This window comes from Rhodopseudomonas sp. NSM (genome assembly GCF_052445935.1).
Lineage (GTDB): Bacteria > Pseudomonadota > Alphaproteobacteria > Rhizobiales > Xanthobacteraceae > Rhodopseudomonas.
In genome coordinates this window covers 132,360-147,489 of record NZ_JBQTCH010000004.1, presented here as the reverse complement: position 1 = coordinate 147,489, position 15,130 = coordinate 132,360, and the positions used below count along the sequence as shown (strand labels likewise).

Annotated in this window: 13 protein-coding genes; 8 read left to right on the top strand and 5 right to left on the bottom strand. The window is 65.8% G+C overall.

Going from position 1 to position 15,130, the window contains the following annotated elements; genetic code table 11:
• The first annotated feature begins 2 nt into the window (after positions 1-2).
• Both ACTZWT_RS12615 and ACTZWT_RS12610 read left to right on the top strand, forming a co-directional pair.
• Positions 3-2,072, top strand: coding sequence for a cytochrome c1 (locus ACTZWT_RS12615; protein ID WP_444770030.1), 2,070 nt, complete (start codon positions 3-5; stop codon positions 2,070-2,072).
• A gap of 162 nt (positions 2,073-2,234) precedes the next feature.
• Positions 2,235-2,909 (top strand): dienelactone hydrolase family protein, encoded by a 675-nt coding sequence (locus tag ACTZWT_RS12610; RefSeq protein WP_444770029.1) that lies wholly within the window; start codon positions 2,235-2,237, stop codon positions 2,907-2,909.
• A 377-nt stretch (positions 2,910-3,286) separates the two neighbouring features.
• On the opposite strand, the gene ACTZWT_RS12605 is transcribed toward ACTZWT_RS12610, so the two are convergent.
• Together ACTZWT_RS12605 and pdxH are read right to left on the bottom strand one after the other, a co-directional pair.
• Entirely contained in the window at positions 3,287-4,066 is a 780-nt protein-coding gene (locus ACTZWT_RS12605) for an SDR family NAD(P)-dependent oxidoreductase (protein ID WP_444770028.1), read from the bottom strand.
• Positions 4,063-4,701 (bottom strand): pyridoxamine 5'-phosphate oxidase, encoded by a 639-nt coding sequence (gene pdxH / locus ACTZWT_RS12600; RefSeq protein WP_444770027.1) that lies wholly within the window; start codon positions 4,699-4,701, stop codon positions 4,063-4,065. The genes ACTZWT_RS12605 and pdxH overlap by 4 nt, the downstream gene beginning before the upstream one ends.
• Before the next feature lie 120 nt (positions 4,702-4,821).
• On the opposite strand from pdxH, the gene ACTZWT_RS12595 reads away from it, so the two are divergent.
• Together ACTZWT_RS12595 and ACTZWT_RS12590 are read left to right on the top strand one after the other, a co-directional pair.
• On the top strand, positions 4,822-5,232 hold the full coding sequence (locus ACTZWT_RS12595) for an RT0821/Lpp0805 family surface protein (RefSeq protein WP_444770026.1): 411 nt from the start codon (positions 4,822-4,824) through the stop codon (positions 5,230-5,232).
• Between the two features lie 109 nt (positions 5,233-5,341).
• Entirely contained in the window at positions 5,342-6,316 is a 975-nt protein-coding gene (locus ACTZWT_RS12590; RefSeq protein WP_444770025.1) for a DnaJ C-terminal domain-containing protein, read from the top strand.
• An 87-nt stretch (positions 6,317-6,403) separates the two neighbouring features.
• On the opposite strand, the gene ACTZWT_RS12585 is transcribed toward ACTZWT_RS12590, so the two are convergent.
• Positions 6,404-7,225 (bottom strand): alpha/beta fold hydrolase, encoded by an 822-nt coding sequence (locus ACTZWT_RS12585; RefSeq protein WP_444770024.1) that lies wholly within the window; start codon positions 7,223-7,225, stop codon positions 6,404-6,406.
• A gap of 547 nt (positions 7,226-7,772) precedes the next feature.
• Between ACTZWT_RS12585 and fabI the strand changes: the two genes are divergently transcribed.
• The 3 genes from fabI (at position 7,773) to ACTZWT_RS12570 (ending at position 11,903) form a co-directional block, all read left to right on the top strand.
• On the top strand, positions 7,773-8,591 hold the full coding sequence (gene fabI, locus ACTZWT_RS12580) for an enoyl-ACP reductase FabI (RefSeq protein ID WP_444770023.1): 819 nt from the start codon (positions 7,773-7,775) through the stop codon (positions 8,589-8,591).
• Positions 8,592-9,510: 919 nt separating this feature from the next.
• Entirely contained in the window at positions 9,511-10,596 is a 1,086-nt protein-coding gene (gene aroC, locus ACTZWT_RS12575) for a chorismate synthase (RefSeq protein WP_444770022.1), read from the top strand.
• A gap of 107 nt (positions 10,597-10,703) precedes the next feature.
• Positions 10,704-11,903 (top strand): adenylate/guanylate cyclase domain-containing protein, encoded by a 1,200-nt coding sequence (locus tag ACTZWT_RS12570; RefSeq protein ID WP_444770021.1) that lies wholly within the window; start codon positions 10,704-10,706, stop codon positions 11,901-11,903.
• A gap of 195 nt (positions 11,904-12,098) precedes the next feature.
• Here ACTZWT_RS12570 and clpS read toward each other — a convergent pair whose 3' ends face one another.
• Entirely contained in the window at positions 12,099-12,404 is a 306-nt protein-coding gene (gene clpS, locus ACTZWT_RS12565; protein WP_444770020.1) for an ATP-dependent Clp protease adapter ClpS, read from the bottom strand.
• A gap of 222 nt (positions 12,405-12,626) precedes the next feature.
• On the opposite strand from clpS, the gene ACTZWT_RS12560 reads away from it, so the two are divergent.
• Complete coding sequence (locus ACTZWT_RS12560) at positions 12,627-13,472, top strand: DUF1194 domain-containing protein (protein WP_444770297.1); 846 nt, start codon at positions 12,627-12,629, stop codon at positions 13,470-13,472.
• Between the two features lie 333 nt (positions 13,473-13,805).
• On the opposite strand, the gene yiaY is transcribed toward ACTZWT_RS12560, so the two are convergent.
• Entirely contained in the window at positions 13,806-14,957 is a 1,152-nt protein-coding gene (gene yiaY, locus ACTZWT_RS12555; RefSeq protein WP_444770019.1) for an L-threonine dehydrogenase, read from the bottom strand.
• Positions 14,958-15,130 lie beyond the last annotated feature (173 nt).

Genomic DNA, 15,130 nt, shown 5'->3' with positions numbered 1-15,130 from the left:
TCATGAGCGGACCATCGACCTATCAGCCGCAGAGCCCCTTCATGAAGTGGCTCGAGCAACGCCTGCCGATCGCCGGCCTGGTTCATTCCTCGTTCGTCGCTTACCCGACCCCGCGGAACCTGAACTACTGGTGGACGTTCGGCGCCATCCTGTCGATGATGCTCGCGGTGCAGATCATCACCGGCATCGTGCTGGCGATGCACTACACGCCGCACGTCGACTTCGCCTTCGACTCGGTCGAGCGGATCGTGCGCGACGTCAATTACGGCTGGCTGCTGCGCAACACGCACGCCGCCGGCGCGTCGATGTTCTTCATCGCGGTCTACATCCACATGTTCCGCGGTCTGTATTACGGGTCGTACAAGGCACCGCGTGAGGTGCTCTGGATCCTGGGCGTGATCATCTATCTGCTGATGATGGCGACCGGCTTCATGGGATACGTGCTGCCGTGGGGCCAGATGAGCTTCTGGGGCGCCACCGTCATTACCAACCTGTTCTCGGCGATCCCGTTCATCGGCGAAAGCATCGTGACGCTGCTGTGGGGCGGTTATTCGGTCGGCAACCCGACCCTGAACCGGTTCTTCTCGCTGCACTATCTGTTGCCCTTCGTGATCGCCGGCGTGGTCGTGCTGCACGTCTGGGCGCTCCACGTCACCGGTCAGAACAATCCGACCGGCGTCGAGCCGAAGACCGAAAAGGACACCGTTCCGTTCACGCCCTACGCGACGCTCAAGGACGTGTTCGGTGCGTGCTGCTTCCTGCTGTTCTTCTCCTGGTTCATTTTCTACATGCCGAACTATCTCGGTGAGGCCGACAACTACATTCCCGCCAACCCGGGCGTGACGCCGCCGCACATCGTGCCGGAATGGTACTACCTGCCGTTCTATGCGATCCTGCGTTCGATCCCGAACAAGCTGATGGGCGTCGTCGCGATGTTCGGCGCGATCATCGTGCTGCTGTTCCTGCCCTGGCTCGACAGTGCCAAGGTGCGTTCGTCGCGTTACCGGCCGCTCGCCAAGCGCTTCTTCTGGGGCTTCGTGGTGGTCTGCATCATGCTCGGCTGGCTCGGTTCGAAGCCCGCGGAAGGCATCTACACGATCCTCGCCCGCGTCTTCACCTTCGCCTACTTCGCCTACTTCCTGATCGTACTGCCGCTGCTGTCCAGGGTCGAAAAGACCTTGCCGCTGCCGAACTCGATCGCCGAAGACGTTCTGAACAAGGGCAAGGTTGCCGGCACGACCGCGGCGAGCCTGTTTGCCCTTGTGCTGGCGGGATCGTTGATGTTCGGCGGTGCGCAGAGCGCGAAGGCTGCGGAAGGCGGCGAGAGCCCGCCGTCGCTGGACTGGAGCTTCGCAGGCCCGTTCGGCACCTACGATCGCGCCCAGTTGCAGCGCGGCTTCAAGATCTACAAGGAAGTCTGCGCGACCTGCCACTCGATGAAGTTGCTGCAGTATCGCAACCTCGCCGAGCCGGGCGGCCCCGGATTCACCTTGGATCAGGCCAAGGCGATCGCGGCTGAAGCCTCGATCCAGGACGGTCCCAACGACGCCGGCGAGATGTTCGAGCGGCCCGGCCGGCTCGCCGACACCTTCAAGTCGCCCTTCCCGAACGAGCAGGCGGCGCGTGCTTCCTTCGGCGGCGCGCTTCCGCCGGACATGTCGCTGCTGGCGAAAGCCCGGTCCTATCCGCGCGGCTTCCCGCAGTTCGTGTTCGATTTCTTCACCCAGTTCCAGGAGCAGGGCCCGAACTACATCGATGCGCTGCTGCAGGGCTATCTCGATACGCCGCCGGAGGGATTCAGCCTTCCGGATGGTTCGTACTACAACAAGTGGTATCCCGGGCATTCGATCAAGATGCCTCCGCCGATGGTCGACGGTCAGGTGACCTACGACGACGGCAGCCCGGAGACGTTGCCGCAATATTCCAAGGACGTGACGGCTTTCCTGATGTGGGCTGCCGAGCCGCATCTCGAAGCGCGCAAGCGCCTTGGCCTGCAGGTCATGATCTTCCTGCTCATCCTCAGCGGCCTCTTGTACTTCACCAAGCGCAAGGTCTGGTCGAACGTGCACTGAGCACGAACGATAGAGCAGAAGACGAACACGTGACAGAAAGCCCCTTCGGGGGCTTTTTTGTTATGCGGAGTCCGCGATCTGCGGCCGCACCTCCGGTGATTGCATCTTTCAATCCCTGCGCACACAATGTTCGCAACGATTTGCAACTCAAGTGGAGGAAACATGGGCACGATCATTACCTTCAAGCGTCCCGACGGTCAGGATGCCAGCGGCTATCTCGCCAATGCCGCACGCGGCAACGCGCCGGGCGTCGTCGTGATTCAGGAATGGTGGGGCCTGTCCGAACAGATCAAGGGGCTGACCGATCGTTTCGCGCTCGCCGGCTTCGATGCGCTGGCGCCGGATCTCTACAACGGCAAAGTCGTGCCCTATCACGACACGGACGCCGCCAACAAAGAGATGAACTCGCTCGACTTCATGGATGCGACGACGCAGACCGTCCGTGGCGCGGCGGCCTATCTGTCGCGAAACGGCGCCAAGGTCGGTCTCACCGGATTCTGTCTCGGCGGCGCCGTCACGGTGATCGGTGCGTGTAAGATTCCAGAACTAAGCGCGGCGGTTGTGTTCTACGGCATCCCGCCGGAACAAGCGGCGAAGCCTTCCGAAGTCCGAGTCCCGATGCAGGGGCATTTCGCCAATCGGGACGACTGGTGCACGCCGGAAGTCGTCGACGCGTTCGAAAAAGGGCTGAAAGACGCCGGGAAGAGCGCGGAGTTCTTCCGCTACGACGCCGACCATGCCTTCGTCAACGAACAGCGTGCCGCGGTCCACGATCGGGAAGCCGCAGAGCTCGCGTGGTCGCGTGCGGCGGCATTCTTTGGAAAGCATCTGGGCTGACCGGCGGCTGCATCTAAAATTTGAGCGTTCGTCTGAACAGTTGGAAGAAGGGTTTGCTGCGATAAGCCTGTCACATATACGAGGACAGCAATGGTTGAGAAAGTTGTAACACCACGTCGCAACGTCATCGACCTCGCAGACTATCAGCGAGCGCAGCGACCGAGTCAGGCAACAGCGATAAGCGGCCGCTTCTGCCGCCACTGCGGCGCACCGCTGTTCGAGGGCGATTCCGAGGATGACTGCTCGAGCGCCGGCATCGCCCTTCAGCGCCCCGGCCGGCTGCGGCCGCCGCGGCGTTTTCGGGCCGACTGACAAACAAGAAATTGCGGCGGGGCGATCGCTCGCTCCGCCGTCGATATCAAAAAAGAGCGGCGTCGCTACACGTGCTGGCCGCCATTGATGTGGATCTCGGCGCCGTTCACGTAGGACGACGTCTCCGTGCACAGCACGTAGATGATCTTGGCCACCTCATCCGGCGTGCCGAGGCGGCGCATCGGGATGTCTTCTTCCACGATCTTCTCGGTTCCGGGCGACAGGATCGAGGTGTCGATCTCACCCGGCGCGATCGAATTGACGCGAACCCCGATGCGGCCGAAATCCGAGGCCATTTCGCGGGTCAGCGCGGCGAGCGCCGCCTTCGAGGTGGCATAGGCGGCGCCCGCGAACGGATGCACGCGCGACCCCGCGATCGAGGTCACGTTCACCACCGAGCCCTTGGCCGCCTTCAATTCCGCGATCAGTCCGCGCGCCATCATGATCGGCGCGAAGAAATTGACGTGGAAGACGTGCTCCCATGTGTCCATTTCGGTGTCGATCGAGCCGAGCCGACCGCCGCCGGCGGCCTTCGGCGAGATCGCGGCGTTGTTGACCAGCGCGTGGAGCTGGTCGCCGTCGAGTCGCTCGCGGATCTCGTCGATGCCGCGCAGCGTATCGGCGCGGTCGCCGAGATTGATCTGAATGTGATCCTCGGGCCCGGCGCCCCACGGGCATTCCTCCGGGAACGGATGGCGCGAGCAGGTGAGCACGCGCCAGCCGGCGCTGGAAAAGCGGATCACGGTGGCGTGGCCGATGCCGCGGCTGGCGCCGGTCAGAATCATGGTCCGGCGCTGCGCATTGCTATCCGGTGCGCGCGGCTTCGGGGTGTCGGGGGGGCTCATGGATACAGCCTTGTCTTGGTCCAGGGTTGGGCCGGGGTGTCCCGGCTGAATTCGATGCGGTCGTGCAGGCGGAACGGGCGGTCGTGCCAGAATTCGAACCGTGACGGCGTGATCCGCCATCCGCTCCAGCCGGGCGGTCGCGGAACCTCGCCGATCAGATAGCGCGCGGCGACCTTGGCGATGGCCTGCTCGAACGCGAACCGGCTTTCCAGCGGCTGCGACTGCTTGCTGGCCCATGCGCCGATCTGCGCCTGCTTCGGCCGCGTGGCAAAATAGGCGTCGGCCTCGGCTTCGGTGACAGGCGTCACGGCGCCGCGGATCCGGACCTGCCGCCGCAGCGACTTCCAGTGGAACAGCAGCGCCGCCTTGGGAGTGGCGGCGAGTTCGCGGCCCTTCTGGCTGGCGATGTGGCTATAGAAAACGAAACCGTCGGTGTCGTAGCCCTTCATCAACACCATCCGCACGTCGGGCAGGCCATCCGAATCGACCGTGGCGAGCGCCATCGCGTTCGGATCGTTGGGCTCGGACGCGTTCGCTTCTGCAAACCATTCAGCAAACAACTCAAATGGATTCTCCGACGCGGTGAAATCACCTGACGTTAACTGACTCTGGTGTTTGGTGGAGGTATCGCTCATGCGAGGAAATCCGACTTGTGCTTTACCGCGGTCCGGAACGCGCTGACGGCTCTGTATAGGCCAGACCTATATAGGGTACGCAATTGCGTTGGCCTATCGGGGATCACCCCCGCTGTGGCGATGATAGCGATTCTAACGGGGGCCGGATTGGGCGGCTGCAGTGTGGGTGGCAAGAACGCGGCCTTTGCCCAAATGGACAGCAGCGACTTCACAGGCTCGATCCGGGCGCTGGCGCCGCCTGCGGACAACGGCCCGACCGAAGCCGACCTCGCGCTGGCGCGGATTGCAGCATCCGACGTGCTGACCAAGGGCGACAAGGATTCCAGCCAGCCTTGGGAGAATCCCGCGACCGGCGCGCGCGGCTCGGTCACGCCGCTCGCCGCCGCCTACACGGCCGATGGCCGCTCCTGCCGCGATTTCCTCGCCAGCTACGTCAAGGACAGATCGGAAAGCTGGATGCAGGGTGCCGCCTGTCGTTCGGCACAAGGGCACTGGGAAATCCGCTCGCTGAAGCCCTGGCGCCGCGGTTGACGGCCGCGGAGGTGGCCGAAAGCGGTTGCAAAAGCGACACAAACATCCCAGATGAAACGACAATGGGCGGTCTGCCCATCATGTGAATTCCTTGAAGGAGACGAGACGGATGCGCGACCCCTATGAGGTCCTGGGGGTGCAGCGGGACGCCAGCGCTGCGGCGATCAAGAGCGCCTATCGCAAGCTGGCCAAGAAGCATCACCCCGACGCCAACGCCAACGACCCGAAGGCCGCCGCCCGCTTCGCCGAAGTCAATTCGGCCAATGAGATCATCGGTGACGAGGCCAAGCGCAAGCAATACGACCGCGGCGAGATCGACGCCGAGGGCAAGCCGCGATTCCAGGGCTTCCCCGGTGGCGGTGGCGCGCGCGGCGGACGTGCGGGTGGTCCCGGCGGCGGCTTCGAGCAGTACAATTTTCGCGGCGGCAGTGGCGGATTCGCGGGCGGCGGCGGTGGCTTCGAGGACGTCCTGAACTCGATGTTCGGCGGTGCGGCCGGCATGCGCGGCGGACCGCGCGGCGGCGCCCAGGGCTTTGACTTCGACACCGGCGGCTTTGCGCCCGACCTCGATCAGAGCGTCGCGATGACGGTGACGCTGGAAGAGGCGGCCAAGGGCACCGAGAAGCGCGTCAGGCTGCCGACCGGCAAGGAGCTCAACGTCAAGATTCCGGCCGGCGTCGGTTCCGGCCAGCAGATCCGGCTGAAAGGTCAGGGCGAAAGCGCGCCCGGCCACCGCCCGGGCGACCTGCTGATCACCGTCAATTATGCCGCGCATCCGTATTTCAAGGTCGACGGCAGCGATCTGCGGCTCGAACTGCCGATCACGCTGTACGAGGCGGTGCTCGGCGCCAAGGTGCGCGTTCCGACGCTGACCGGCGCGATCGAACTGTCGATCCCGAAGAACACCTCGAGCGGGCGGACCTTCCGGCTCAAGGGCAAGGGCCTGCCGAAGAGCGGCGCCGCGGGCGACCTGTTCGTCACCACGCGGATCGTGCTGCCGGACGGCCATGATGCCGAGCTGGAAGCGCTGATGCAGAAATGGCGCGACGGCCATCCCTATCATCCGCGCAGCGACCTCAACTGACTTCGGTGCCCACGCAGCCTCGCAGGCTGCGTGGGTGCGACACGCCCGGCCGCGGGGTGGACCGCTTCGATCGCGTCGCCGCTTCGGTCAGGTCGCCACGTCCGTCACGAATTGATCGAGCAGGGCGTTGAACAGTTCGGCCTGCTCCCACTGCGGCAGGTGGCCCGCGCCGTCGATCACCTGCACTTTGCCGCGCCACAGGGTCGGCATCGTCAGCGTGTCGAAATACGCGCCGTTGACGAGCTGTTCCTCCGCGCCATGCAGCACCGCGAGCGGCTGCTTCAGATCTGCCGCGACCGCCACCTCGTCGCGAAAGCCGCCGGGCCGGATGCTGGCGGCGAGCTGGCCGCGGGCGCGGCCGTCAGTGCGCAGCACATCGGTGACCATCTGCGCCGGCAGGTCGGTGACGCCCGGCCGGAAGGCGGCGGCCACATAGGCGCGCGCCTGCTCCTCGTTCAGTTCGGGCTGGAAGGTATAGGCCATCGCCGGCGTCGGCAGGAACGCCTGGTCCATCGCCGGCGGAAAGCTGATCGGCGGGGTGCCGACGATCGCGAAGCCGCGCGCCTTTGCAAGGTCGGGCGCGGCCTCGAGCACGATGTGCCCGCCCAGACTCCAGCCCACGAATACCGCATCCGTGGCGTCGAGCCTGGCGACGACCTCATGCAGCACGGCGGCATAGCCGGGCAGGTTGTAGGTGCCGGCCGGATCGGTCGCGTCGTCCGAACCGCCGTGCCCGGGCAGATCGGGGACGAGGATCCGGTATTTGTCGCCGAGCGCGCTCTCGATCTGCGGCGCGAAAGCATTCGAGGAGGCCGAATTGCCGTGAAGGATCACGATGGCCGGCCCGCTGCCCTTGGACTGGCGGCAGGCAATCCGCCCGCAGGTGGTGTCGATCGTCTGAACTTGCATGGTATCCCCTTCGCACTTGCGGCAGGGATACAATCTGAAAGTCGCGCTCCGGGGAAGGCCCTGACGCCGCCGGCGTTCAGCAGCGCTGCGCGGCACCGAAACGGGTGCGGCCCCGGCGCGGGGGATCAGCGCGACCCCGGCCGAGGCCGCAGTGCGCCGATCGGCGGATCAGACGCACCGAAACCATCCGGAGTTCGTCGGACGATAGTGAGGCGCGCCGATGGTCGAATCCGCGAATATCGATGTCGAAATTTGGACCGTGGCATTCGAGGCACCACCGCAGGCGGCTGCAACTAACTGACGACTAACCGCCGCCCCTTCGGCAGGGTCGTGCCGCGACCCGCCCGAGCCGGCGCCCGCCGGCTCCGGCGCGCCGGCTGCACCGTCCCGAAATGCGTTCGCCGCTCCGATCACCCCGGCCGGCTGGTGCGGCCCGCTTCGGCTGCGCCGAGATCGCCCGAGCGGCCGAAATCGTCACGAACAGGGGCTGTACCAAGCCCGGCCGCTGGTGTACCTCCAGAGCCCGATCAAGGCGATAGGATAAGAAATGGTGACCGATTCAGGCCTGATGCAAGGCAAGCGTGGGGTGATTCTGGGGGTGGCGAACAACCGCTCGATCGCCTGGGGGATCGCCAAGGCCTGCCGCGCCCACGGCGCCGAGATCGCGCTGACCTGGCAGGGCGACGCGCTGAAGAAGCGGGTGATGCCGCTGGCGGCCGAGCTCGACGGTATTTTGGTCGGGCATTGCGACGTCACCGATCCGGCCACCATCGATGCGGTGTTCGACGAGCTGAAGGCGAAATGGGGCAAGATCGACTTCGTCGTCCATGCCATCGCGTTCTCCGACAAGGACCAGCTCGACGGCCGCTATGTCGAGACCACCGCCGACAACTTCTCCAAGACGATGCTGATCTCGTGCTATTCGCTGACCGCGATCGCGCAGCGCGCCGAGAAGCTGATGCCGGACGGCGGCTCGATCCTGACGCTGACCTATTACGGCGCCGAGAAGTGGATGCCGCACTACAACGTGATGGGCGTCGCCAAGGCCGCGCTCGAAGCCAGCGTGCGCTACCTCGCGGCCGATCTCGGCGAGAAGAACATCCGCGTCAACGCGATCTCGGCCGGTCCGATCAAGACGCTGGCGGCGTCGGGCATCGGCGACTTCCGCTACATCCTGAAATGGAACGAATACAATTCGCCGATGCGCCGGACGGTGACGATCGAGGAGGTCGGCGACAGCGCGCTGTATCTGCTGTCCGGCCTGTCGCGCGGCGTCACCGGCGAAGTGCACCACGTCGATTCCGGCTACCACGTCGTCGGCATGAAGCGCCCCGACGCGCCGGACATTTCGCTGGCGAAGGACTGAGCGCTGCTACCATCCCGGTGCCGTCATCCTGAGGTGCTCGCCCGCAAGGGCGAGCCTCGAAGGATGCGGAGATGCGCACAGCCGGTGTCTTGCGGCTCATCCTTCGAGGCTCGCTGTGCTCGCGCCTCAGGATGACGGAGCGCAAGTCGGGGACCTGCTCGCGCTGGCATCTTCACTTATCAAACAGCCACGACAACTTGGTCTCGCGGCGCCGGAGCGTCCGAGGCTTGCACCCGTCGCTTCGCAGCGAGGGGTGGGGGCGCGCCGAAAGGCGCGAAGGTGGTGAGTAACGCGATGGCTTTGCGGACCATCGCGCAACGCCTGATCGGCGCGCCCACCGCGGCGGTTTTGGGCATCGGGACCGTTCTTCCGGGAGCACAGCGGTGCGGGATCTCCCCGGCCTTGCTGCGCCCGTCCAGCCACGAAAGCGGCAGCCGCTCGTAGTAGCGGCGGACGGTGACCTCTGCCTCCCGGACGCGTGCTTGCGAGGCACACGCGCAGGACGCCGCATCCGTTCGACTCCACCGGCCGAGCCGGCATTGCCGAACTATCATCGGGGCTGGTTTCCCAACCCGTCGATCTGTCCCGCTTGTACGACGCCTCGCGAAGCGCCCCTCACGGACAGGACGATGCGGACTATAATCATAATAGGACTATTGTCAAGAGGGGTGAGCGACGCCTTCCTTCTCCCCTCGTGGGAGAAGGTGGCGCGGACGCAGTCCGCGTCGGATGAGGGGGCGGCCGCGCCAATCTCCTACGCACTGCGCGTGGCACCCCTCACCCGGCGAGCTTCGCTCGCCACCCTCTCCCACAGGGGGAGAGGGTCGGTTTGACCCTGCCCGGTCAGCGGGTTACGACAGCCGCGCGTTGACTTTTCGCATCCAGGTTGACGGTTCTCATTCCTGTCCGGGCGTTCTCGATGTCGTTCAACACTTTCGGCCACATGTTTCGCGTCACCACCTTCGGCGAGAGCCACGGGGTGGCGATCGGCTGCGTGGTCGACGGCTGTCCGCCGCTGATCCCGCTGACGGAGGCCGACATCCAGGGCGATCTCGACCGCCGCCGCCCGGGCCAGTCGCGCTTCACCACCCAGCGCCAGGAAGCCGATCAGGTGAAGATCCTGTCCGGCGTGATGGCGCATCCGGAGACCGGCGCGCAGGTCACCACCGGGACGCCGATCGCGCTGCTGATCGAGAACACCGACCAGCGCTCCAAGGATTATTCCGAGATCCAGAACAAGTTTCGGCCGGGCCATGCCGACTTCACCTACGAGGCGAAATACGGCATCCGCGACTATCGCGGCGGCGGCCGCTCCTCGGCGCGCGAGACCGCGAGCCGGGTCGCCGCCGGCGCCGTCGCCCGCAAGGTGATCGGCGGCATGACCGTGCGCGGCGCGCTGGTGCAGATCGGGCCGCACAAGATCGACCGCGAGAAGTGGGATTGGGCCGAGATCGGCAACAACCCGTTCTTCTGCCCCGACAGGGACAAGGCGGCGTTCTTCGCCGACTATCTCGACGGCATCCGCAAGAACGGCTCGTCGATCGGCGCGGTGATCGAGGTGGTCGCCGAAGGCGTGCCCGCGGGCCTCGGCGCGCCGATCTACGCCAAGCTCGACACCGACCTCGCCGCGGCGCTGATGAGCATCAATGCGGTCAAGGGCGTCGAGATCGGCGACGGCTTCGCCACCGCGGCGCTGACCGGCGAGGAGAACGCCGACGAGATGCGGATGGGCAATCACGGCCCGCAATTTCTGTCGAACCACGCCGGCGGCATTCTCGGCGGCATCTCCACGGGGCAGCCGGTGGTGGCGCGGTTCGCGGTGAAGCCGACCTCGTCGATCCTGTCGCCGCGCAAGACCATCGATCGCGACGGCCACGACACCGACATCCTCACCAAGGGCCGCCACGACCCCTGCGTCGGCATCCGCGCGGTTCCGGTCGGCGAGGCGATGGTCGCCTGCGTGCTGGCCGATCATTTGCTGCGCCATCGCGGGCAGGTCGGGTAGACCGCCTCGGAGGCGCCGCGGCGGCTGCGCCGGCAATGGCAGGCCTGAGGACCTGCCATGAGCGGTAACACGGTCCCAATGCCGATGCGTTCCGCTAGGATGGCGCGATGCAATCGCAACCATTTCACGACCTGATCGACTGGCTGATCGACGGCGCGCGCTCCGAGGCCGAGCCGGTCGCCATGATGACGCGCACCTGCGAGCGGCTGGTCGCGGCCGGGCTGCCGCTGTACCGCGTCGGCGTGTTCGTCGAAACGCTGCATCCGGACATTTACGGCTACGGCTTCGTCTGGCGTGACGGCCAGGAGACCGTGACCAGCGAAACCACGGTGGACGTCGAGAGCCTGGAGGAATATCAGCGCAGCCCGCTGAAGCTGATGTACGACACCGGCGTCGAGGTCCGTTTCCGGCTCGACGATCCCGTCAGCAGGACGTTTCCGTTCTTCGACGACATGCGCCGCGAAGGCGTCACCGACTATCTGGCGCTGCCACTGAAATTCATGGACGGCAGCATCAACGGCTCCAGTTTCAGCACACGCCGGCCGGGCGGTTTCGGCGACGACGAGTTGGTTGCGTTGCGGCGGCTCACCGGGCCGCTGGCGCGGCTGATCGAGGTGATCAGCCTGCGCGCGATCGCCACCACGCTGCTCGACACCTATGTGGGCAACCGCGCCGGCGCGCGCATCCTGTCCGGCCAGATCCGGCGCGGCCACGCCGACACCATGCGCACCGCGATCTGGCTGTCGGATCTGCGCGGCTTCACCGCGCTGTCGGACCGGCTGCCGCCGGAGGTCGTGGTCAAGCTGCTCAACGCTTACTTCGATTGCCAGGTCGGGCCGATCCTGCGCAACGGCGGCGAAGTGCTGAAATTCATGGGCGACGGCCTCTTGGCCGTGTTTCCGATCGCCGCCGACGGCGGCGACGAAGCCGACGTCTGCGCGCGGATGCTCGCCGCCGCGCAGGAATGCCGCGGCACCGTCGCGGCGATGAACTATATCGAGGGCAACCACATCATCGAAACGTTTCGTTTCGGCGTCGCGCTGCATGTCGGGCAGGTGCTGTACGGCAATATCGGCGGCGGCAACCGGCTCGACTTCACCTGCATCGGCCCCGCCGTCAATCTCGCCGCCCGGCTGGAGCGGATCGCCGGCCGGCTCGGCCGCACCGTCGTGGCCTCGTCGGATTTCGTCGGTCTGTGCGGCGAGGGCTTCGTCGAGATCGGCGAGTTCCCGATCGAAGGCCTGTCGCATGTCGAGCGGGTCTACGGCCTTGCTGTCGAGACGCTGCAGGCGGCGGAGGGATTGTAGATCGCTCTCGAGAGAGGACGGAGACTATCAGCAATGCACGGCGCGCTCCCTCGCCCCGCTCTTGCGGGGAGAGGGTTGGGGTGAGGGGCGACGCGAGTCTCTGACTCTCGGCCTCGCGGAGACGCCCCCTCACCCGGATCATCGCTGCGTGCTGATCCGACCTCTCCCCGCGCGCGGGGAGAGGTGAAACTGCCGCTACTCCTCCGGCTCGGTCGTGAACAGCAGCGGATAGCCCTTGGCGCGGCCGGCGTCGGTGGCGCGGGTGGCTTTGGTCTCGGCGACGTCCCTGGTGAACACCGCGACCACGCAGACGCCGCGCTGATGCGCGGTCAGCATGACTTTGTAGGCCTGTTCCTCGGTCATCCGGAACTCGGACTTCAGGATCATCACCACGAAGTCGCGCGGCGTGAAGTCGTCGTTGACGAGGATCACCTTGTGCAGCTTGGGCCGCTCGACCTTCGGCTTCGCCTTGGCCGTCGGCCTGGTGACGACGTTGCTCATGCGCCTGGTCCGGTTTGATGGCCCCGCAGTTTACAACCGCGATTGCGATCGCGAAACCGCCCTCGGGCGAGCGGACTGCGTGATTTCAGTGCAGCGCGGCATGTTCCGGAACGCGCCGATTGTATCAGTGACTGAAACGTGATCGCGGCGGAACCGGCTTTGCCGCTTTTCGTCGTCACCATGGCGTGTCACGATCTCGTCACCTCGACCGGAGGGCGCGCGATGCGCTGGTGGGTCTCGATCGGAGCGGTGGTCGCCGCTGTCACAACGGCCGGCATGGTGGCGGGAATGGCTGCGCCCAACCGGGCCCCGCCGATCGCCGACCGGTCCGACGGCACGAGCGAGGTCGACGTCGAGCTGATACTCGCGGTCGATGTCTCCTACTCGATGGATGTCGACGAGCTCGCGGTGCAGCGCGAGGGCTATGCGGAGGCGCTGCGCTCCGCCGATTTCATGAAGACGTTGAAGACCGGGCCGAACGGCCGCATCGCGGTGACGTATTTCGAATGGGCCGCGGCCGGCGATCAGAAGATTATCATGGCCTGGCAGGTGATCGACGGCCCGGAATCCGCCGACGCCGTCGCGGCCGAGATCATGAACGCGCCGCTGCGGCGGGCGTCGCGCACCTCGATCTCCGGCGCGATCGCTTTCGCGGTGCCGCTGTTCGATCAGAATCCGTATCACGGCCTGCGCCGCGTCATCGACATCTCCGGCGACGGCCCCAACAACAACGGCGAGCCGGTGACGCTGGCGCGCGACGCCGCGGTCGAGAAGGGAATCGTCATCAACGGCCTGCCGATCATGGTGAAGGAGCCGTCCTATTCGACGATGGATATCGAGAACCTCGACCTCTACTACGAGGATTGCGTGATCGGCGGCCCCGGCGCGTTCGTGGTGACGATCAAGGACCGCGCCAAGTTCAAGGAGGCGATCCATACCAAGCTGGTGATGGAAGTCGCCGGTCTGACCCCGCCGGGCCGCATCCTGCCCGCCGCCGACAGGGAGCAGCCGCCGCGGGTGTCGTGCCTCGCCGGCGAAAAGATCTGGCAGGATCGCTGGGGGCGTTAGTCAGCTCAGCCTCTCGTTCGTCATTCCGGGGCGCGCGCAGCGTGCGACCTCTCGTTTGTCATTCCGGGGCGCCGCGCAGCGGCGAACCCGGAATCTCGAGATGTTCTGCAACGCGGATGCGGGATTACGTCGTCGATGTGCGCGTCGTGCTCGGAATGCCCTGAACCTCCAGATTCCGGGTTCGCGAGCTTCGCTCGCGCCCCGGAATGACGGCGGCGGTGTGCGTTTAGAATCCGGGGCACTCACGGCGTGAGCGGCCCCGGATGGTCGGGTCCGTCGTTCTGAGCAAACCCGCGAACGCACGGCGCGCGTCCGCGGGTCGGGCAGACCTCGTCAGGCCGCGGCGCGGAAGATGGTTTCGATCTCCGTTTGCGTCGCCTGTTTCGGATTGGTGAAGCCGCACGCATCCTTGAGTGCGTTGGCGGCGAGGGTCGGCACGTCGGCCTCCTTCATGCCGAGGCCGCCGAGGCCGGGCGGAATGCCGATATCGGACGACAGCCGCTGGATGGCGTGAATGCAGGCATCGGCGCCTTGCGCATCGGTCATGCCAGCGGTGTCGACGCCGAGTGCGTGGGCCACGTCCTTGAGCCGTCCCGCCGCAACCTGCGCATTGTAGGCCTGCACATGCGGCAGCAGAACCGCGTTGCAGACGCCGTGCGGCAGATCGTAGAAGCCGCCGAGCTGATGCGCCATCGCGTGAACATAGCCGAGCGACGCATTGTTGAACGCCATGCCCGCGAGGAATCCCGCATACGACATGGCTTCCCGGGCGGCGAGGTTCTGCCCTTCGGCGACGACGGTGCGCAGACTGTTCGAGATGATCGACATCGCCTTCAGCGCGCAGGCGTCGGTGATCGGCGTCGCGGCGATCGACACATAGGCCTCGATGGCGTGCGTCAGCGCGTCCATGCCGGTGGCGGCCGTCAGCGCGGCAGGCTTGCCGAGCATCAGCACCGGATCGTTCACCGAGAGGATCGGCGTCGTATGCCGGTCGACGATCGCCATCTTCACCTGGCGTTCCTCGTCGGTGATGATGCAGAAGCGGGTCATCTCGCTGGCGGTGCCGGCCGTCGTGTTGACGGCGATCAGCGGAAGCTGTGCCTTCGCCGACCTGTCGACGCCTTCGTAGTCCTTGATGCTGCCGCCGTTGGTGGCGGTGAGCGCGATGCCTTTCGCGCAATCATGGGACGAGCCGCCGCCCAGCGAGATCACGCAGTCGCAGTCCTCCTGCTTCAGCAAAGCGAGCCCGTCCTCGACGTTCCTGATGGTCGGGTTCGGCTTCGCGCCGGGAAAGATGACGCTGGTGACGTCGCGCTCGATCAGCATCGAGGCGATCTGGTCCGCGATGCCGAGCTTGTGCAGCCACTGGTCGGTGACGATCAGCGCGCGCTTGAAGCCGCGTGCTTTGGCGTGGTCGGCAGCGCTGGAGACGCATCCGGCGCCGAACAGATTGAGAGAGGGGATGAAAAAGGTCGTTGCGGTCATGGTGTTTCCTTCCTTGGGTTTCATTGTTGGTCGGTTGTCGAAGCGCGGCCCGACCGAACGCTTGCGGCCGGACACGAACGCGCCCCGTTTCGCAGGGCACATGCCCTGCTGCCCGGACGGCAGTGTGAGAACACTGCCGTCCGGAATCGTCACGGCCAGGTGCCGCGCGCCGC